This window comes from Nonomuraea sp. SYSU D8015 (assembly GCF_008065375.1).
In the GTDB taxonomy this organism is placed as follows: domain Bacteria; phylum Actinomycetota; class Actinomycetes; order Streptosporangiales; family Streptosporangiaceae; genus Nonomuraea.
This window is the reverse complement of sequence record NZ_VJYI01000012.1, coordinates 137,283-156,545: the sequence shown is the minus strand read 5'-3', so window position 1 is coordinate 156,545 and position 19,263 is coordinate 137,283. Positions and strand designations below refer to the sequence as shown.

Below are 19,263 nucleotides of genomic sequence, written 5' to 3'. Positions count from 1 at the left end.
CGTTCAGCGCCGCCAGCCCGTAGGCGCGCGCCGCCTCCGGCCTGGCCTTGTCGTCCCCCTCCTACCAGCTCTTACCATCGATCGAGGTGCAGGACGTCGTCGAGCGGCTGGCGCCGCGCCGGCCTGAACGTCTCCCCCGTGTAGTAGGCGGTGGGGATGAGCACACCCTGACGCACGTCGGCCGGGATGCCCAGCAACTCGGCGATCTCACTCTCGTACGCCAGGTGCAGGGTCGTCCAGGCCGTGCCCAGCCCGCGGGCGCGCGCGGCCAGCATGTAGCTCCACGCCGCCGGCAGCAGCGACCCCCACAGGCCGGCCTGGTTGCCCTCGGGCAGTCCGCCGGGCACCCCGATGCACCCGATGACCAGCACCGGCACGTCCCCCATGTGCTCCCCCAGGTGGACGGAGCTCTCCGCCACGCGCCGCTGCGCGGCCCCCCGCACCGGGTCGTCCTGGAACAGCGACCCCGCGGAGGCGCCCGACGCGTAGTAGGCGCGGAAGGAGCGCCCGTAGTAGTCGCCGATCTTCTTCCGCAGCTCGGGGTCGGTGACGACGATCCAGTGCCAGCCCTGCCGGTTGCCGCCGGTGGGGGCCTGGAGCGCGATCTCCAGGCATTCGCGGACGAGTTCCATGGGGACGGGGCGGGTCAGGTCGAGGCGCTTGCGGACGCTACGGGTGGTGGTGAGCAGCTCATCGGGCGTCATGCGCCCATCATGTCAACGTCGGCGTCCCCCGTCATGGCGCGTTGCCCGCCCTCAAAGAGGCGGAAGAGCGGGAGGAGACGTCATGCGCAGTGCTTCTGCGATGGCCTTTGTCAGGCGAGCGGCCTCGTCGACGGCCAGGTTTTTCAGCGCGGCGGGGTCGCGATCGGCAAGATAGGAGCGATCCATCTCGAAATGAGCTTTCGCGATGTTCTTGCCGCGCTCGATCTTGTGCTGGTTCCCGCGGGAATTGACTGTTATATCGATCTTGATCTTGTGCAGTGACGTCTGCCTCCACCACGTCAGCCACTCTTCGGATCGGTTGAGCTTCTGGTCGAGTTCGCGGGCGGCGATCAGCGGCCTCGTACCGGGCTCTCCCCGCCGCGACGATCGCGTAGAGGAAATTTTCGTGAGCATCCCCGGCGAGGGGGAGAGCGTCCCGGCCGACGTCGGTGACATCGGGGACGGCCAGCCCTTCGAGCGGCAAATCGGCAAGCGCGCCTACTTTGGCGGCGAGGTGTGCGCAGAAGCTCTCGACGTCTTCGGGGGCGAGGGAGGACAGTCGCTCGGCGAGGAGGCCGATGCCGTCGTCATTGATCACTCCGCCGAGCGCGTCGATCATTTCCCAGAACGTTTCTTCCGTCATCGGAACGCCTCGTCCTCGTCACCGGGTGATCCGGAGGGCCCATTCGAGCTCGCCCGTCACCTGCACCTGTACGGGCAGGGTCCTGCTCAGTGTGAGGTCCATCTTGTACGCGAACGCGCCGTCCGGCTCGCAGGTGGGGTTCAAGGTGGCCTCCGTACCCAGGATGACTTGGGCCTTGCCCGATCCCCTGCAGTCGAACAGCACCCACAGCGGGCCCTTGCCGCGCGGGATCTCTCCCAGATCCATGGAGCCGTTGCTGGGGCCGGCCTTGAGCAGGGTCTTCGAGCCCTCGTCCATGGCGGGCACGCGGAGCGGCGCACGGGTCGCGGATGGTGTGCCGGTGGGGGTCGTGGTCGCGGTGGGCGTCGCCGAACGGCCGGGCGACGGCGGTGGGGATGGAGGCGCCGCCGAGCACGCCGCGGCCAGCGAGGCGACGACGAAGAACGCCGGAAGACGGATCCGCATCCCCACCACCATCCCGGGAAGATCGCGTGTCCTTGCGGACACTACCGGCCGCGCCCGGCCGCGTCATGCCCGTCGGCATGGCACGGCCGGGCAGGGGTCATTGGCTGCCGAGCACCCGCATGGCGGGCAGCGCCCGGTCGCCGTAGTCGAACAGGGCCTGGTTCTCCCAGCCGTTGCCCGACGACGGGTCGGCCGGGTCCCAGCCGTTGCCCTTCACGCCGGTCCAGGTGGCCTCCCAGGTGAACAGGCCGAGACCGAGGCCGTTCGGGACCTGGCGGACGATGTCGGCGACCTTCGCCAGCATCGCGGCCTGGCCCTGCGGCGTCGCCTGGTAGCCGGGGTACGGCTCGGGCGACAGGATGATGTTCTCCCAGCCGTCGTCGTCGGCCGTGGTGAACGGGTACGCGGTCTCGACCACGACCACCGGCTTGCCGTACCGGGTGGCGACGTCGTTGATGTTGGCCTGGAACGCCTCCAGCGTGCCGTGCCAGTACGCGTAGTAGGACAGCCCGATGACGTCGTACCGGATGCCGTTGGCGTCGGCGTTGTCGAACCACCAGCGGTAGAGGCCGTTGTCGCCGCCGTTGGCCAGGTGCAGCACGACCTTGGCCGAGCGGGAGACCTTCTTGACGGCGTCGTAGCCGGAGTTCAGCAGCGCGGCCGTGTTCGCCCAATTGGAGTTGGAGCCGTCCGGCCAGAGCAGGCCGCCGTTGATCTCGTTGCCGACCTGGACCATGTCTGCCGTGGTGCCCTGGCGGCGCAGCGCGTCGAGCACGTCGTACGTGTGGTCGTACACGGCCTGCTTGAGCTGGTCGAACGTGAGCGACTCCCACGCGGCGGGCTTGAACTGCTTGCCCGGGTCGGCCCAGGTGTCGGAGTAGTGGAAGTCCACCAGCAGCTTCATGCCCTGGGCCTTGGCGCGCTTGGCGACGGCGAGCACCTGCGTCTTGGTGTTGTAGCCGTCGGCCGGGTTCACCCAGACCTTCAGCCGGATGTAGTTGAGCCCGGCCTGGGACAGGATGCGCAGGGCGTCGCCGCGGCGGCCGCGGGCGTCGCGGTAGACGCCGCCGAAGGCCTCGGACTTGGCGAGGCTGGAGATGTCGGCGCCTCTGATCTGCAGGCGGGGCTGGGCGTCGGCGGGCAGGGCGACGGCGGCGGCGACGGTGGTGACGAATAACAGCAGGGCGGAAAGGACGCGGTTCATGAGGGTTCTCCCTGGGATCGGAGGGTTTCCACGACGACCACGACCGCGCCGGGCGCGACGGTGACCGGCCCGTCGTGGCGTACGCCGTCGAACACGCTCGTGCCGGTCACCCCCTCGACCGTCACGGGCTCGTCGCCGTGGTTGATCAGGAAGGTGTGGGCGCCCCTGCGGACCAGTTCGAGGGTGTCGGGCAGGCCGCGCGGGCGGGAGACGTTCGCGTGGTCGAGCACCTGCGTGAGGAGGCCGCGCAGGCCGGTGACGGGGGCGGTGGCGAGGTACCAGGCGGTGCCGGCGCCCAGGTCGTGGCGGGTGAAGGCGGGGTGTCCCGCGTCCGGTCCCGCGGCGAAGTCGAGCACGGCCGCCGCACCCGCCGGGCGGACCCGCTCCGACCAGATGCGGGCCGTGTCGCCGCCGGTCAGGGCCACGGTCTCGGACTCGCGGAGGGGGTGGAACTCCTCGATGGACAGGCCGAGCAGTTCGCGCAGCGCGCCGGGGTGGGCGCCCGGGTGGATGGTGTCGTGCTCGTCGACGATGCCGGAGAAGTACGACACGAGCAGGTTGCCGCCCCCTTCGACGTACCGGTGGAGGTTCTTGGCGGAGGCCTCGGTGAGCAGGTACGAACTGGGCGCCACCACCACCCGATATCCCGAAATATCGGCGGAAGGGTGGACGAAGTCCACCGTCACGTGCTCCCGCCACAGCGCCTCGTAGAAGGCGTCGACCCGCTCCCGGAACGTCAGGTCCACCGACGGCCGCCAGTCCAGCTCCAGCGCCCAGTACGACTCCCAGTCCCACACGATCGCCACCTCGGCCCGCACCCGGCTCCCCCGCAGATCGGCGAGCCTGCGCAGGTCGGCGCCGAGCCGCACCACCTCGCGCCACTGCTCGGAGTCGGTGCCGGCGTGCGGGACCAGCCCCGAGTGGAACTTCTCGGCCCCGAACCGCGAGGCCCTGAACTGGAAGAACAGCACGCTGTCCGAGCCGCGGGCCACGTGCGCGAGGCTGTTGCGGCGCATCTCGCCGGGCCGCTTGGCGATGTTGCGCGGCTGCCAGTTGACCGCCCCGGTCGAGTGCTCCATGAGCATCCAGGGGGCGCCGCCCGCCACCGAGCGGGCGAGGTCGGCGGACATGGCCAGGTCGATGTGGTTGTCGGGCTGCTCGGCCCTGAGGTAGTGGTCGTTGGCGATCACGTCGAGCTCGCGGGCCCACTGCCACAGGTCGGCGGACTTGCAGTTGACGGTGCCGGCGAAGTTCGTGGTCACGGGCAGGTGCGGGGTGATCTCGCGGAGGATGTCGCGCTGGAGCGCGTAGTGCTCGCGGTGCTGGCCGTCGCTGAAGCGGGCGTAGTCGAGGCGCTGGGCCGGGTTGACGGCGGTGTGGTTGAAGCGGGGGGCGTCGATCTGCGACCAGTCGGTGTAGATCTGACCCCAGAAGGTGGCGCCCCAGGCGTCGTTCAATGCGGAGATGTCGCGGTAGGTGGCTTTCAGCCACTCGCGCCAGGCCGCCACGCTGTGCTCGCAGTAGCACTCGCCGAGCGGCGCGCCGTACTCGTTGTGCACGTGCCACATGACGACGGCGGGATGGTCGCGGTAGTGCTCGCCGAGGGCGCGCACCAGGCGGGCGGTCGCCTCGCGGAAGGCGGGGGCGCTGGAGCAGGCGGTCTGCCGGCCGCCGAAGCCGATCCGGATGCCCTCCCTGGTCACCGGCAGCACGTCGGGGTGCGCGGCGACGAACCAGGCGGGCGGGGCGACCGTTGGCGTGGCCAGGTCGACCGCGACGCCGGCGGCGTGCAGCCGGTCGATGATCTCGTCCAGCCAGCCGAACTCGTAGCGTCCCTCGGCCGGCTCCATCAGCGCCCACGAGTGAATGCCCAGGCTGACCAGGTTGACCCCGGCCTCCCGCATGAGGGCCACATCCTCCTCGAGGACCTCACGCGGCCACTGCTCTGGGTTGTAGTCCCCGCCGAAGGCGATGCCAGCAGGACGCTCCGGATACATCCATCCCCCTTGAGAAGCTTCTGTGAACGTGCACAGTAACGCTCATCTGGGCTTTGAGGGAACAGTCACCCATGATTTTCCTGCTGGGACCCGACGTTAACGAGACCGTAACGACCCCTTGACGGGGATTTCCGGGCTGTTCCACTCTGTGCACGTTCACAGAACCCCCCTACGGAGGTACGCAATGCGCGCCAACCGCCTTGGAGCCGCCCTGGCCGTCGCCCTCACGGCCACCCTCGCGAGCTGCGGATCCAGCGAGCCCGCACAGAGCCCTGAGGCGGCGCAGAGCCCCACGGCCGCCGCCCAGGGACCGGTCAAGCTCACCTTCTGGACCTGGGCCCCGAACATGGACAAGATCGTCGATGTCTGGAACAAGGCCCACCCCGACATCCAGGTCACGGTCAGCAAGCAGGCCGGCGGCGACGACGCGGCCGCGAAGTACCTCACCGCCAGCAAGGCCGGCAACCCGCCGGACCTCGTGCAGGCCGAATACCAGCACCTGCCGTCGTTCGTGGCCGCCGACGCGGTGGCCGACCTCAAGGCCGAGACCGCCTCCATCAAGGGCGAGTTCTCCGAGGGCCTGTGGGGGCTGGTCACGCTCGGCACCGAGGGCGTGTACGGCATCCCGCAGGACAGCGGCCCGATGATGCTCTACTACCGCAAGGACCTCTTCGACAAGTACGGCATCGCGGTCCCGAAGACCTGGCAGGAGTACGCCGACGCGGCCCGCACGGTGCGCAAGAAGGACTCCAAGGTCTACCTCGGGACGTTCTCCAGCAAGGACCCGGGCGCCTTCGCCGGGCTCGCGCAGCAGGCCGGCGCGCAGTGGTGGTCGATCAGCGGCGAGTCCTGGAAGGTCAACATCGCCGACGAGCCCACCAAGAAGGTCGCCGACTACTGGGGCGGCCTGGTGAAGGAGGGCGCCATCGACGACATGCCGTTCTTCACCCCCGAGTGGAACAAGGCACTCAATGACGGCAAGCTGCTGAGCTGGCCGTCGGCCGTGTGGGCGCCCGGCGTGCTGGCGACCAACGCGCCCAAGGCCAAGGACAAGTGGGCCATCGCGCCGATGCCGCAGTGGAACGCGGGCGAGAACTTCACCGGCTTCTGGGGCGGCTCGTCCGTCGCCGTGTCGTCCAAGACGCCGAACAAGGCGGCCGCCGCCCAGTTCGCGACCTGGCTCAACACCGACCCGGCCGCCGTGGATCTGCTGGTCAAGGAGGCCGCGATCTACCCGGCCACGACCAAGGCCCAGTCGGCCCTCGGCGAGGCGCCCGAGTACTTCTCCAACCAGCCCGACTTCTGGCAGCAGGCCTCCGCCGCGTCCGCCGGCGCCCGCGGCTTCACCTTCGGGCCGAACGTCGGCGTCACGTACAACACCTTCAAGGACGCCTTCGACAAGGCGCTGCAGAACAAGACGCCGTTCTCCGACGCCATCCAGTCCATGCAGGACGCCACGGTCGCCGACATGCGCAAGTCCGGATTCACGATCGCCTCATGAAGCGCTCGGCACCCTATCTCTTCCTGACCCCCGCGATCGTGCTGTTCACGCTCTTCCTCGCGGTGCCCATCGGCTACACGGTCTACCTGGCGATGCGCCGGACCAAGGTGTCGGGGCTCGGGCTCGGGAAGGGCGCGCGGCGGGAGGTCTTCGTCGGGTTCGACAACTTCGCCGCCGCGCTGTCCGACGCGGAGCTGTGGAACGGGTGGCTGCGGGTGCTCGGGTACGGCGCGCTGGTGCTGGTCGTGATGCTCGGCCTGGCGCTGCTGTTCGCCCTGCTGCTGGACTCGGCACGGGTACGGCTCGCGAAGTTCTCGCGAATCGCGATCTTCCTGCCGTACGCCGTGCCGGGCGTGGCGGCCACCCTCATGTGGGGATTCCTCTACCTGCCCTCGCTCAGCCCCATCAAGGACGTCCTCGAGGTGAACTTCCTGGGCGCCACCGCCGTCACGTACTCCATGGCGAACGTGGCGGTGTGGGGCGGGGTCGGCTTCAACATGCTCGTGCTCTACACCGCGCTCCGGGCGATCCCGCGCGACCTGTACGAGGCCGCGCGGCTCGACGGCGCCTCCGAGGTCCAGATCGCGCTCCGGGTCAAGATCCCGATCCTGACCCCCGCGATCATCCTCACCACGGTGTTCTCGATCATCGCCACGGTCCAGGTGTTCACCGAGCCCAGCACGCTGCGGCCGCTGACCAACACGATCAGCTCCACGTGGAGCCCGCTCATGAAGGTCTACCGCGACGCGTTCGTCACCGGCGACCTGTACTCGGCCGCCGCCACCTCGATCGTCATCGCGGCGATCTCCCTTGTCCTGTCGTTCGGGTTCCTGCGCGTGGTCCGCAACCGCGCCTTCGGGGAGGGCTGATGGCCGCCACCACCGTCGCTGCCTCACATCGCCGCGCCCGCGTGGCCACCCGCCGGCCGCTCGGCCTCGTGCCGACGGCGGTGCTCCTGGTCGGCGCGATCTACTGCCTGTTCCCGGTGTTCTGGGTGATGATCGCGGCGACCAAGTCGCCGGGCGAGCTGTTCAGCACCGCGACGCTCGCCTTCGGCACCGGCTTCGCCGACAACGTGGCGCAGCTGTTCGCCTACCGCGACGGGGTGTTCTGGCTGTGGGCGCTCAACACGCTGATCTACGCGGGCGGCGGCGCGCTGCTGTCCACGGCGGTCTCGGCGATCTCCGGGTACGCCCTGGCCAAGTACCGCTTCCCGGGCCGGAACGTCATCTTCAACGTGCTCATCGGCGGCATCCTGGTGCCGTCGGTGGTGCTGGCGATCCCGCAGTACCTGCTGTTCGCCAAGATCGGTCTGGCGGACACGTACTGGGCCGTCCTGCTGCCGCAGATCCTGCACCCGTACAGCATCTACCTGGCCCGCATCTACGCCGCCGCGGCCATCCCCGACTCGCTGCTGGAGGCGGGCCGCATCGACGGGGCCGGCGACTGGACCCTCATGTCCCGGGTGGCGATGCCGCTCATGGTGCCGGGCATGGTGACCATCTTCCTGTTCCAGTTCGTGGCCATCTGGAACAACTTCCTGCTGCCGTTCATCATGCTGGGCGACGACAACAAGTTCCCGCTCACGGTCGGCCTGTTCACACTGCTGCAGGCCGGGTCGAACCAGCCGTCGCTGTACAACCTCATCCTGACCGGCGCGTTCCTGTCCATCGTTCCCTTGATCGCGCTCTTCCTCACGATGCAGCGATACTGGAGGACAGATCTGTCCTCCGGAGCGGTGAAATGAAGCGCCCTACGATCCACGATGTCGCCGCCGCCGCGGGCGTGTCCCGCGGCACGGTGTCGCGTCTCCTCAACGGGGACAAGTACGTCAGCCCGGCGGCGCGCGTGGCGATCGAGCGGGCCATCTCGGAGACCGGCTACGTCGTCAACCGCGCCGCCCGCAGCCTGGTCACGCAGCGGACCGGCTCGGTGGCGATGGTGCTGTCGGAGCCGCACGAGAAGCTGTTCGAGGACCCCAACTACAGCACGCTCATCCGCGTCGCCATCAGGATGCTGGCCGAGCGGGACCTGTCGCTGGTGATGATGCTGGCCGGCGACGAGGGCGACCGCGAGCGGGTGGTCCGCTATGTGCGCGGCGGCCACGCCGACGGCGTCCTGCTGGTCTCCACGCACGCCGGGGACCCGCTCGTCGAGGCCCTCGGCTCCGGCGGCCCGCCCGCCGTCTCCTGTGGAGCGGTCATCGGCCACGAGAACGTCATCCCGTACGCGGCCGCCGACGAGCGGCTCGGCGCCCGGCAGATGACGGAGTACTTCGTCGCCCAGGGCCGCAAGCGCATCGCCATGATCACCGGCCCGATGGACACCCCGGGCGGCATCCAGCGCCTGGAGGGCTTCGCCGAGGTGCTCGGCCGCAAGGCCACCTCGAAGCTGATCGCGCACGGCGACTGGACGCAGGCCAGCGGCGAGCGGGCGATGACGGAGCTGCTGGAGCGCGCCCCCGACATCGACGCGGTCTTCGTCGCCTCGGACCTGATGGCGGCGGGAGCGCTGGCCGCGCTGCGCGCCGCCGGGCGGAGGGTGCCGGACGACGTGGCGGTGGGCGGCTTCGACGACTCGTCGGTGGCGCTCTCGACGCATCCGCCGCTGACCACGATCCGGCAGCCCCTGGCCGAGATGGCGCAGGAGACGATCCGGCTGCTGCTGGCGCTGCTGGACGGGGCGAAGCACGTCGATCCGGTCATACTGCCTACAGAGCTGGTGATCAGAGAGTCGGCGTGAGCCCGCTGGGGGAGAAACAGTATCTTGATCGCGGGGGCGGGGCGTACGAACTCCCAGGTGACGATCGAGGACGTGGTTCCCGTGCAGGGCTCGGCAGGCAGCGTGCGCGTCACGGCGACGGTCAAGCGAACGTCGGAGGAGTCCTTTCAGGCCGGCACGGCGCAAAGCGTCAAATCCGCAGGCCAGGGGGACCTCAGTGAGTTCACCATCACCATCGTCGTATTCGATCGCTGCGGTAACGTCACCCCACATCGAGGTATCACCCGAGGCGGAGCAGGATCCGACCGACTTCGCCTGCCGAACAAGACTGGTGAATGGCCTAAAGAGCCGCGTGGTTACAGCCGATACTCCAATCTGCTCACCCAGAGCGTATCGGACGCTGCTTTTATCTTCCGGCAAGGGCGAGCAGCGTAAGTTGGATCGGTCCGCCTGAGCGATGAAGAGCTGTCACATTTGTGGGATTTCCTCGGAGTGAGATTCCAGCGCTCCAGCTGTGGATTGAGGAGTTCTCCTGACGCCAGGCCAGGGGACACGACGGCCCTGAATTCTCTCGTCACCGTACTCTCGCGCCGGACGACGCCATCCATGCGGCGATCTGCGTACGCGAGCTGAAGCCGAGCTTGTTCATGATGTTGCGGATGTGGCTGTCCACGGTGTGCTCGGAGATGAACAGGCGCGCGGCGATCTGTTTGTTGCCCAGGCCGTCGGCGACCAGCCGGGCGACCTCCGCCTCGCGCTTGCCGAGCGGCGCCGCGCCCGCGTCGGCCGGAGCGGGGGCGATGTCGCGGTTGGGCTCGCCGAGTGCCAGGCCGATCGCGGCGTCCATGCTCAGGCGTTTACCGGTCTCGGACTCCGCCTCGAAGCCCTCTTCCCCGAGTGCCGCCGTCGCTGATTCCACGGCACGCCTCACGAGGGGAACGAGAAAGGGAAGGAGGCTCGCGCCCGCGCCCGTACGCACGGTTTCCGCCGCGCCGAGCAGGTGGGCGGCGAGGCGCGCCCTGCCGGAGCTCGCGGCCTGGCATCCCAGGGCGTCGAGCAGGCAATACTGCGCCACCCGGTCGTCGATCCGGTGCGCGATCCGCAATGCCTCCGCCAGCAGCGGCTTCGAGCCATCGAGGTCGCCGGCGATCAGGGAGGCTGAGCCGAGGTTCAGCAGCATCATGCCCAGGCTGTAGAGATCGCCGGCCCCGCGGCTGAGCCGCACGCCTTCCGACGCGGCGGACCTGGCCGTATCGAGATCGCCGTCGAACAGGCCGTTGAGCGCCCGCGACTGGAGTGACATGAGCCTGGCCGGGAGGTCGTCGGGAGTCGTGGGGACGGCACGGGCCTCGGCGGACAGGCGGGTGGCCGAAGCTCGGTCACCGGCCATGTTCGCGGCGATCGAGGCCAGGGAGAGTGATTGGGACAGCAGGCTGAGCAATTCCGTCTGCCGGGCCGACGTGATCGCGCGGTCGAGCGCCGGGCGCGCGGCGGCCGGATCGGTCTGCAGCACGGCGAGAAAGCCGCGCAGGTAGCAGGCCTGAGCGTACGCACGCAGGTCGCGGGCACACGGTGAGCTCCTCTCCCGCGGGTCGCCGGCGTCCGGTGAGCTCCTCCCCCGCGCGTCGCCGGCCCGCGCTGAGCTGCTCCCCCGCGCGTCGCCGGCACGCACTGAGCTAATCGTCCGCGCGTCGTCGCCGGCGGATGCGAGGAGTTCGTCGAGCCATCGGACGCCTTCGCTGGTCGCGCGCGTCATCCAGTACCAGCCGAGTGAGTAGGTCAGCGCGATTCCGCGCCGGAGGTCCCGCCGGTGCAGGCATCGCCGCAGGACCGCCCGGATGTTGTCGATCTCCAGGTCCATCCAGTCGAGCCACTCCACGAGCCGGTACCGGGCTTCACCCGCGGATCGCCGGCACCTCGCCTCGTAGTATTCGGCGCACCCCCGTTCGACGGCCTCCTCCTCACCGGCCGCCCGCAGCTTGAGCCTGGCGTATTCGCGGATCGTCTCGTGCAGGTGATAACAGGCGAGACCCGCGAGGTCCTCTTTCATCACGAGGGATTTCCCGACGAGCGAGGACAGCAGGTCCAGAACGCCTGCGGCCGGCACGTCGCCGGAGGCGCAGACCGACTCGATGTCCTCGAGGGTGAACCGGCCGGCGAACACGCACAGCCGTCTCAGCAGCGCCTGCTCGTCCGCCTCCAGCAGGTCGTGGCTCCAGTCGATGGTGGTACGCAGCGTCTGATGGCGCGGCAGCGCGGCCCGGCCGCCGCCCGTGAGGAGGCCGAACCGGTCGGAGAGGCGGTCGAGGATCTGCTCGGCGGTGAGGACCCGGGTCCTGACGGCGGCCAGCTCGATCGCCAGCGGCAGGCCGTCGAGACGGCGGCACAGCGCGACCACGGCCTGCTGGTTGGCGGCGGTCAGCTCGAAGGCGCCCGACCCGGCCGCGGCCCGTTCCGCGAACAGCATGACCGCCTCGTTCTGCCGGATCCGCGCGAGCGGTTCCCCCGGGCCAGGCGGAGGGAGTTCGAGAGGCGGGACCGGGACCACGTGCTCGCCCGGCGCCGACAGCGGCTCCCGGCTGGTCGTCAGGATCCGGATGCCCGGTGCGGCCTTCAGGATCTCCGTCACGAGCCGGGCGACCGGATCCAGCAGGTGCTCGCAGTTGTCCACCACCAGCAGCAGCCGCTTCTCCCGCAGGTAGGACAGCAGATGGGGCAGGGGCTCGGCCGCCTGGTCCCGGAGATCGAGTGCGGCCGTGACGGCGTCGCCGGCCCGTGCCGGATCGCGGACGTCGGCCAGCTCGGCCAGCCACGTGCCGTCGGGGAAGGTGCGGCCGAGGCCGGTCGCGATCCGGATCGCCAGGCGGGTCTTGCCGACCCCGCCCGGCCCGACGAGGCTGACCAGCCGCGCCTCGGCGAGCTTCCTCCTGACGTCCGCCAGTTCGCGGCGGCGGCCGATGAAGCTGGTCGCTTCGGCCGGCAGGTTGCCCGAGAGGCGTGGGGGTCTGGCCATGGCTGACCACGACACTACTACCGGCGCGAGCACGGCGGGCCGCAGCGATTGACGGCCGTATCACGAATTCTCGTGATACGGCCGCTCTGGGTGGCTGCCTAGCGTGGCAGGCATGTTCGAGGATCCAGCGGTACGGCGGGTGGAGGTCGGTTTCGTCGGCGCGCCGCCCGCCGAGCGGGTGAGGGTCGCGCCGGGAGTCAGCGATGTGGAAATCGACGGTTCGGTCCTGCGATGCCTGGTCTGCGGCAGCTTCCAGCCGTTCCTGGAGGCGTTGCGCGGTTACGAGGTGATCAGCCTCCAGTCGTACCCCGTGCCGGAGCCGGGCGGAGAGCAGCAGACCGCCGCCCGGATCACCGGGACCGCGCCCATCACCGCCACTCCTGAGGAGACATGATGAAGGCCATCCGCTTCCACCGGTACGGCCCGCCGGACGTCCTCGCCCTCGAGGACGTCGACCCGCCCGTCGCCGGCGACGACGACGTCCTCGTCCGGGTGCGGGCGGCCTCGGTCAACCCGCTCGACGTCCACGTCATGAGAGGCACGCCGTACCTGCTGCGCATGATGTTCGGCCTGCCCCGCCCCAAGAGCAACGGGCTGGGCGGCGACATGGCCGGACGCGTCGAGGCGGTGGGCAAGAACGTCACGCGGTTCCGGCCGGGCGACGAGGTGTACGGCGGCCGCGGCCTCGCGGCCGCCGAGCGCTGCTCGGCGTTCGCCGAGTACGCCGCCTTCCACCAGGACGGAATGCTGCGGAGGAAACCGGTCAACCTGACCTTCGAGGAGGCGGCGGCCGTGCCGGTGGCGGCCATCACCGCGCTGCAGGCGCTGCGCGACAAAGGGCGCGTCCAGGCCGGGCACCGGGTGCTCGTCAACGGCGCGGCGGGCGGTGTGGGCACGTTCGCGGTGCAGATCGCCAAGGCGTACGGCGCCGAGGTGACCGGTGTGTGCAGCACCGGCAACGTGCACCTGATCCGCTCGATCGGCGCCGACCACGTCGTCGACTACACCCGGGAGGATTTCACGCGCGTCGGGCGGCGGTACGACCTGATCGTCGACAACGCCGGCAACCACCCACTGACCGCGATCAGGCGCGCGCTCGCCCCGAAAGGGGTGCTCGTGGCCGTCGGAGGGCCGGTCAAGGGCCGGTGGATCCGCCCGTTCCTCGGTCAGGTCAAGTTGCCGGCGTACTCTCTGGTCGTGAGCCAGGCCATGAGGCCCATGCTGGCGCGTGGGAACGGCGACGACCTCGCCGTCCTGACCGGGCTCATCGAGGCCGGGAAGGTCACCCCGGTCGTCGGCCGGACGTACCCGCTCAGCGCGGTCCCCGACGCCATCCGCCACCTCGCGGAGGGACATGCCCGGGGAAAGGTGGTCATCACCGTATGAGCCGCCTGGCCCCTACACCGGGCCCACGTAGACCCAGCGGCCGTCGACACGGACGAAGCGGCTGTGCTCTCCCGCCTCCCCCGGCCGACCGCGATCGACGTAGTGGGCGCGGAAGCGGACTGTGCCCTCGGTATGGATGACGCTGCCGCCGGTGGTCTCCAGGACCTCCAGCCGCACCCAGCGCACCTGCTTGTCCAGGTCCAGGCGGGTGGGGCGGGAGGAGGGGTGCCAGGTGCGCAGCAGGTAGGCGGCGTCATCGGCCGCGAACGCGCTGAATCGCGACCTCATGAGCTGCTCGGCCGTGGTCGCCGCCGCCTCGCCGCGGTGGAGCCTGCCGCAGCAGTCCTGGTAGGAGGCGGGCAGGCCGCAGAAGCATGATCGAGGAGGCATGCGTTCTATTGTGCCCCGAGGTGGGTGGTGAGGGCGGTCAAGGTGGTGCCGAGTGGCGCGTCGAGTGTGAGGGTGGCGTGGTCGTCGCCGCCGGTGGGGCCCTGGTTGACGATGGCGATGGGGATGCCGAGCGCGGCCGCCCTGGAGACGAAGCGCAGACCCGACTTGACCGTCAGCGAGGAGCCGAGCACGAGCAGGGCGCGGGCCCGGGCCACGGTCGCGAAGCACTCCTCGACGCGCGGACGCGGCACGTTCTCGCCGAAGAAGATCACGTCGGGCTTGAGGAGGCCGCCGCAGCCCGTGCAGTCCACGACCTGGAAGCCCGCGACCTGCTCATCCGTCAGTACGGCGTCGCCGTCGGGGTTGATCTGGGCGGCGGCCTCGTCCCAGCCGGGGTTGGCCTCGCGGAGGCGGCGGTCCAGCTCGGCGCGAGGGGTGCGTTCGCGGCACGACAGGCAGACGACGCGGTCGAGGCCGCCGTGCAGCTCGATCACCCGCCTGGCGCCTGCCGCCTGGTGGAGGCCGTCGACGTTCTGGGTGACGATGCCGGCGAGGAGGCCGTGGCGTTCCAGGGCGGCGACGGCGCGGTGGCCCGCGTTCGGCCGGGCCTGGCCGATCTGTCGCCAGCCGACGTGGCTGCGGGCCCAGTAGCGGCGCCGGGCCTCCGCGCTGCCGACGAACCGCTGGTACGTCATCGGCTCGGCCCGCCGGGCCCGGCCCGTCGGTCCGCGGTAGTCGGGGATGCCCGACTCGGTCGACAGCCCGGCCCCGCTCAGCACCACCACGTCTCCCTGGCGGACCAGCTCGATCAGCCATGCCAATCCGGCGAGCTGGGCCGGGCCACGCACCTCAGCCAGCCCGGCGCGCCGGTCCCGGGCGGTCGGGTCGGATGTCTCCGGCGGGTCCGTGAGGAGCGGCTTCGGCATGCTCGGTGTCACAAACTCCATGGTGCACGACTCGGTCGCCCGCTCGTTCCTCGGCTTGCGTGATGCACTCGGCGCTCCACATGCAGCGCATTCCATGAGTACTGCAGTTTCCAGGCGGCCCACCACAAAGGTAGGCAGGACGGAATCCGTCTCCCTGCAGATCGTACGGTTTCGCGGCATCCCTATGCCGTGAGCGGTCTACCATGACGGCATGACCGCTCCACAGCACCGAGCCCACATCGCCGACCGCGTACAACGCCTGGAGGCATGGGCCTTCACCGCCAGTGCCGACGTGGCGGACATCAAGGCGGCTGTGGAGCAGCCTCCTGCGGTGATCCGTGAGGAGGTCCTGGCCTACACCGAGCCCGTGTTCGGGGAGATCATGGCCGGTCGCGCCACCCTCGCGACGAAGGAGAACCTGGACGACCTCGAGCGACGGCTGACCGAGTTGGTGGAGACCCGGTTCCGGACGGTCGACGTCAAGCTCGACCAGCGATTCCAGGCAGTCGACGCCAAGCTCGACCAGGTCCTGGCAGCCCTCGGCAAGACGGACGGGTAGGGTGCGCCCCCGTGCGCACAAGCGTGCGCGCGGCGGCGCACGGGCCAGTCCGGCGCGGGCGATCAGGGCAGGAATGACGCGGCGCAGAAGCGTCGGCGCTCCCTCACTTGTCGTCGCACGCCTCACTCGCCCACTCCTTCCTCGGCTTCCCTGATGCGCTCGGCGCTCCACAGGCGGCGCATCTCCGGGCAATTCTCCAGCAGCTCGCCGAGCGGGCCGCGCCCGGCGACCCGTCCGCGGTCGAGGACGATGACGTGGTCGGCGCGTTCGAGTGCGGCCTGCCGGTGCGACACCACGAGGACGGTCTCCGGCCCGCGGCTCGCGATCCGCTCCCACAGCACGCGCTCGGTCTCGACGTCCAGCGCGGACGACAGGTCGTCCAGGACCAGCAGCTCCGGAGTACGCACCAGGGCACGGGCTGCGGTGGCCCGCTGGACCTGACCGCCGGACAGACGTACGCCGCGGGGGCCGACCATGGTGTCCAGACCGTCCGGCATGTCAGCCAGATCCGATTCGAAGGCGGCGAGCTCCAGTGCCCGCGCGATCTCGGCGTCGGTGGCGGGCCGGCCGAGGAGCAGGTTCTCGCGCAGGGTCTCGGAGAACAGGCGCGGGACCTGTCCGGCGTACGCGGCCCGCCCGGGGACCAGGAAGGTGCCCGGGTCGTCGATCGGCACGCCGTTCCACGAGATCGTCCCGGAATCCAGGGGAAGGAGACCGAGCAGAGCGCGGACCAGGGTGGTCTTGCCGGCGCCGACCGCGCCGGTGACGACGGTGAAGGTGCCGCGTTCGAGCCGCAGGTCCACGTCGTGCAGTCCGCCGCCGTATCGGACGGTCAGTCCGCGCGCCTCCAGCACCTCAAGCCGGTCCGCATCCACCAACCGGACCGCTGCCGGCGGAGGTGGGTCGCGGTGGAGCCAGACGCCGTTGTTCCTGGACAGGTCGTCGGCGGTTTCGTGCGGCGCCATCAGGCGCGTCAGTCGTTCCGTCGCGACCGCCGCCTGGGGAAGCCGGTACAGGATCGTGCCGATCGACCGTGGCAGGGCCGTCAGCCAGCCGATGTAGCTGGTGAACAGCGCCAGGTCGCCGACCGTGAACGTGCCGCCGCGCATCGCGGGCGCGGCCAGCAGCAGCACGAGCCCGATGCTGAGCTCGATGGTCGTACCGGTGGCAGCGTCGAGGAGGTCGGTCGCGAGGCGGTCCTTGACGGCGGCGTCACGCCGCCGCCGGTTGTGCTCGCGCAGCCGCTCCAGCGCCGCCTCCTCGGCTCCCGCGGTCTTGATCGCGAGCACGCCGCCGAAGAGCTCGCCGATGTACGCCGTGACGGCCGCGCCGAGCACCCTGGCCCGCCGGTGCAGCCGGCCGATCACCTGCCGCAGCGCCCTGCTCAGCACGGCGATCACGATCATCGGCACGACCAGCACCAGCGTGATGACGGGGTCGATGAGCGCCATGATCGCCAATGCGGCGGCGGCGAAGAGCGTCGTGCCCATCAGGCTCACGCTCTCGTCGGTGAAGTCGACGGCGTCGGCCACGTCGTCGCGCATGCGCGCGACCGACTCGCCGGAGGAGTGCGGCAGCCGGGACGCGGCCGGTCCGCGCGCGGTGAACACCGAACGCAGCACGTTGGCGCGCAGCAGGGTGGCCGCCGCCAGCCACCAGTAGACCCCGTACGTCCACGCGATGATGATCATGATGCCGCGGACGATCTCGACGCCCACGAACGCCGCGCACAACCACAGCGACAGCTCCAGGCTCGCCGGCCGATGCCCGCTGAGCTGGTCGAACAGCTGCTGCAGCACCAGCCCGCCGCCCAGCGGGACGACGTGGACCGGCATCCACAGCAGGGCGCCGACCAGGTAGCGGCGCAGGTCGAACGTGGCCAGCCGGGTGGCGACCAGCATCACCGGCCTCATCGGCCCACCCCCGCCAGGTCGAGCAGCCGGCCGTACCGGCTGCCCGGGTCGGCGGCGAGGTCGGCGCGGCGACCGTACTCGATGATCTTGCCGTGCTCCAGCACGGCGATCTTGTCGACGCGCGACAGCGAGGAGAGCCGGTGCGCGATGATCACACCGGTACGGCCGGCGAGCAGCCGGTCGATGCTCTGCTCGATGCGGCGTTCGGTGGCCGGGTCGAGCCTGCTGGAGGCCTCGTCGAGCACGACCAGCCCGGGGTCGGCCAGGAACGCCCGGGCGAACGCGATGAGCTGCGCCTCTCCCGCCGACACGCCTCGAAGCTCGGTGTCGAGCCCGTCGGGCAGCGCGGCCAGCCAGTCGCCCAGGCCGACGCCGTCGAGGATCGCGCGCAGCCGGTCGTCGCCGGGCGACGGGCGGAACAGGGTGAGGTTGTCCCGCAGGCTGGCGGCGAACAGCTGCACGTCCTGCGTGACCACGCCGATGCGGCGGCGTACGGATGCCGGGTCCGCCTCGCGCAGGTCGACTCCGCCGACCCGCACGGCGCCCGCGCCCGGGTCGTACAGGCGCAGGACGAGACGGGCGAGCGTGGTCTTGCCGCTGCCGGTGCGCCCGACCAGGCCGAGTGTCTCACCGGGCGCGAGGTCGAGGGTGATGCCGGACAGCACCTGCTCGTCGTCGCCGGGGTAGGCGAAGCTCACCCCGTCGAGACGCAGGCCCAGCGGCCCGGTCGCGGGCAGCGGCCGCGGGCGCTCGGGATCGGGCAGGGTACGGCGCTCGGCCAGCAGCCCGCCGATGCGGGCGAGCCCGGCCAGCGCCGCCTGGTACTCCCTGATCTGGTCGATCAGCCGCTCGAACGGCGCCCGCACCATCAACGTGTACTGGAACAGCAGCACGGCCGTGCCGACCGTGAGGGCGCCCGCGCTCATGGCCCAGGCGGCCAGCCCGAGCATGATCGCCGTACCGGCCGCGAACGCCACCGACGTGCCCGCCAGCAGCGTGGTCCCGACGCGGGCGTCCCGGTTCTCGGCGCGGAACAGGGCGGCGCTGACCTGGTGGAAGCGGTAGACGGCGTGCTCCCCCGCGCCGTTGGCCCTGATGTCCTCGGCGCCGGCCAGCCGCTCCTCCAGATTGCCGAACAGGGTCGCGCCGGCCGCCCGCGACCGGGCCGCCGACGGGACGGCGGCCCGCTGGGCGCGGGCCATGCCGTACCCGATCAGGACGCAGTACGCCAGCAGCGCGCAGCCGATGCGCCAGTCGACGCCGAACACGACGACCACCACTCCGGCCAGGAGCAGCACACTGGCCACGACGTCCAGCAGGAACGCCACGACGAAGTCGCCGACGGCCACGACGTCGCCGTCCACGCGCTCGATCAGCTCGCCGGGCGTGTGGCGGCCGTGGAAGGCCAGGTCCAGGCCGAGCGCGTGCCCGGCCAGCCGTTCACGCAGCCGATTGGTGCCGTCCCAGGCGAGCCGGCCGGCCAGCCAGGCGGTCACCATCCTGGCGGCCTGCCCGGCGACGGCGAGCGCGAGGTAGCCGACGGCGATCAGCGTCAGGTGGCGCGTGCTCGCGCCGCCGATGGCGTCGTCGACGAAACGGCGGGTGATCTGGGGTGCCGCCAGCGGGAGCGCGGTGGCGGCGGCGATGGCCGCGGCGAGCGCGGCGGCGGGGCGGGGTCCCGGCCGGAGCAGGCGCAGGACGGTGGTGCTATGCGGTGGAATCTCCGGGTCGAACGATCTCAAGAAGCGTCATGCCCTCTGTGTGGAAGGAGTCGATGTACTGGGGGGACATGATCGCTTCCCGCATCTCGGGCCTCCTTGATCGCCATGGGCATTCGCTGT

The 19,263-nt window shown here is 70.6% G+C and carries 18 protein-coding genes; 8 read left to right on the top strand and 10 right to left on the bottom strand.

Translation table 11 applies throughout. From position 1 onward, the window contains the following. Positions 1–71: 71 nt before the first annotated feature. The 5 genes from ID574_RS38520 to ID574_RS38500 all read right to left on the bottom strand — a co-directional run bounded on the left by ID574_RS38520 (position 72) and on the right by ID574_RS38500 (position 5,013). Entirely contained in the window at positions 72–704 is a 633-nt protein-coding gene (locus ID574_RS38520; protein ID WP_188193947.1) for a nitroreductase family protein, read from the bottom strand. Positions 705–735: 31 nt separating this feature from the next. After that, positions 736–1,323 (bottom strand): hypothetical protein, encoded by a 588-nt coding sequence (locus ID574_RS63055; protein WP_442939374.1) that lies wholly within the window; start codon positions 1,321–1,323, stop codon positions 736–738. A 42-nt stretch (positions 1,324–1,365) separates the two neighbouring features. After that, a complete protein-coding gene (locus ID574_RS38510; RefSeq protein ID WP_188193945.1) occupies positions 1,366–1,812 on the bottom strand; it encodes a hypothetical protein in 447 nt (148 codons plus the stop codon). Between the two features lie 97 nt (positions 1,813–1,909). Then, on the bottom strand, positions 1,910–3,016 hold the full coding sequence (locus ID574_RS38505) for a glycoside hydrolase family 53 protein (protein ID WP_188193944.1): 1,107 nt from the start codon (positions 3,014–3,016) through the stop codon (positions 1,910–1,912). Further along, positions 3,013–5,013, bottom strand: a complete 2,001-nt coding sequence (locus ID574_RS38500; protein ID WP_188193943.1) for a beta-galactosidase — start codon at positions 5,011–5,013, stop codon at positions 3,013–3,015. The genes ID574_RS38505 and ID574_RS38500 overlap by 4 nt, the downstream gene beginning before the upstream one ends. Before the next feature lie 184 nt (positions 5,014–5,197). Between ID574_RS38500 and ID574_RS38495 the strand changes: the two genes are divergently transcribed. From ID574_RS38495 to ID574_RS38475, 5 genes are read left to right on the top strand one after another with little or no spacing between them, the layout of a single operon-like run. Further along, on the top strand, positions 5,198–6,514 hold the full coding sequence (locus ID574_RS38495) for an ABC transporter substrate-binding protein (protein ID WP_188193942.1): 1,317 nt from the start codon (positions 5,198–5,200) through the stop codon (positions 6,512–6,514). Continuing rightward, positions 6,511–7,383, top strand: a complete 873-nt coding sequence (locus ID574_RS38490; protein WP_188193941.1) for a carbohydrate ABC transporter permease — start codon at positions 6,511–6,513, stop codon at positions 7,381–7,383. Before ID574_RS38495 ends, ID574_RS38490 begins: the two co-directional genes overlap by 4 nt. Beyond that, positions 7,383–8,261 (top strand): carbohydrate ABC transporter permease, encoded by an 879-nt coding sequence (locus tag ID574_RS38485; RefSeq protein ID WP_188193940.1) that lies wholly within the window; start codon positions 7,383–7,385, stop codon positions 8,259–8,261. Before ID574_RS38490 ends, ID574_RS38485 begins: the two co-directional genes overlap by 1 nt. Then, the gene (locus tag ID574_RS38480; RefSeq protein WP_188193939.1) at positions 8,258–9,256 is read left to right on the top strand and encodes a LacI family DNA-binding transcriptional regulator; all 999 of its coding nucleotides are present in this window, start codon (positions 8,258–8,260) and stop codon (positions 9,254–9,256) included. The genes ID574_RS38485 and ID574_RS38480 overlap by 4 nt, the downstream gene beginning before the upstream one ends. A gap of 57 nt (positions 9,257–9,313) precedes the next feature. Then, complete coding sequence (locus ID574_RS38475; protein WP_188193938.1) at positions 9,314–9,670, top strand: hypothetical protein; 357 nt, start codon at positions 9,314–9,316, stop codon at positions 9,668–9,670. Between the two features lie 139 nt (positions 9,671–9,809). Here the strand turns inward: ID574_RS38475 and ID574_RS38470 are convergent, their stop codons facing one another. Continuing rightward, positions 9,810–12,248: a LuxR C-terminal-related transcriptional regulator gene (locus ID574_RS38470; RefSeq protein WP_188193937.1), complete on the bottom strand. Its 2,439-nt coding sequence runs from the start codon at positions 12,246–12,248 to the stop codon at positions 9,810–9,812. Between the two features lie 112 nt (positions 12,249–12,360). Between ID574_RS38470 and ID574_RS38465 the strand changes: the two genes are divergently transcribed. Together ID574_RS38465 and ID574_RS38460 are read left to right on the top strand one after the other, a co-directional pair. Then, entirely contained in the window at positions 12,361–12,642 is a 282-nt protein-coding gene (locus tag ID574_RS38465; protein ID WP_188193936.1) for a hypothetical protein, read from the top strand. Beyond that, the gene (locus ID574_RS38460) at positions 12,639–13,634 is read left to right on the top strand and encodes an NAD(P)-dependent alcohol dehydrogenase (RefSeq protein ID WP_223167514.1); all 996 of its coding nucleotides are present in this window, start codon (positions 12,639–12,641) and stop codon (positions 13,632–13,634) included. The genes ID574_RS38465 and ID574_RS38460 overlap by 4 nt, the downstream gene beginning before the upstream one ends. A gap of 12 nt (positions 13,635–13,646) precedes the next feature. On the opposite strand, the gene ID574_RS38455 is transcribed toward ID574_RS38460, so the two are convergent. Both ID574_RS38455 and ID574_RS38450 read right to left on the bottom strand, forming a co-directional pair. Beyond that, complete coding sequence (locus ID574_RS38455; RefSeq protein ID WP_188193935.1) at positions 13,647–14,024, bottom strand: YchJ family protein; 378 nt, start codon at positions 14,022–14,024, stop codon at positions 13,647–13,649. A gap of 5 nt (positions 14,025–14,029) precedes the next feature. Next, complete coding sequence (locus ID574_RS38450; protein WP_188193934.1) at positions 14,030–14,950, bottom strand: NAD-dependent protein deacetylase; 921 nt, start codon at positions 14,948–14,950, stop codon at positions 14,030–14,032. 211 nt (positions 14,951–15,161) lie between these two features. Here ID574_RS38450 and ID574_RS38445 point away from each other — a divergent pair, with 211 nt between their 5' ends. Beyond that, positions 15,162–15,509 carry a hypothetical protein gene (locus tag ID574_RS38445; protein ID WP_188193933.1) on the top strand — a complete coding sequence of 116 codons (348 nt, stop codon included), beginning with the start codon at positions 15,162–15,164 and terminating at the stop codon, positions 15,507–15,509. 122 nt (positions 15,510–15,631) lie between these two features. Here ID574_RS38445 and ID574_RS38440 read toward each other — a convergent pair whose 3' ends face one another. Both ID574_RS38440 and ID574_RS38435 read right to left on the bottom strand, forming a co-directional pair. After that, positions 15,632–17,422, bottom strand: a complete 1,791-nt coding sequence (locus tag ID574_RS38440) for an ABC transporter ATP-binding protein (RefSeq protein WP_223167513.1) — start codon at positions 17,420–17,422, stop codon at positions 15,632–15,634. After that, a complete protein-coding gene (locus ID574_RS38435) occupies positions 17,419–19,164 on the bottom strand; it encodes an ABC transporter ATP-binding protein (protein ID WP_223167512.1) in 1,746 nt (581 codons plus the stop codon). The genes ID574_RS38440 and ID574_RS38435 overlap by 4 nt, the downstream gene beginning before the upstream one ends. Positions 19,165–19,263: the final 99 nt, after the last annotated feature.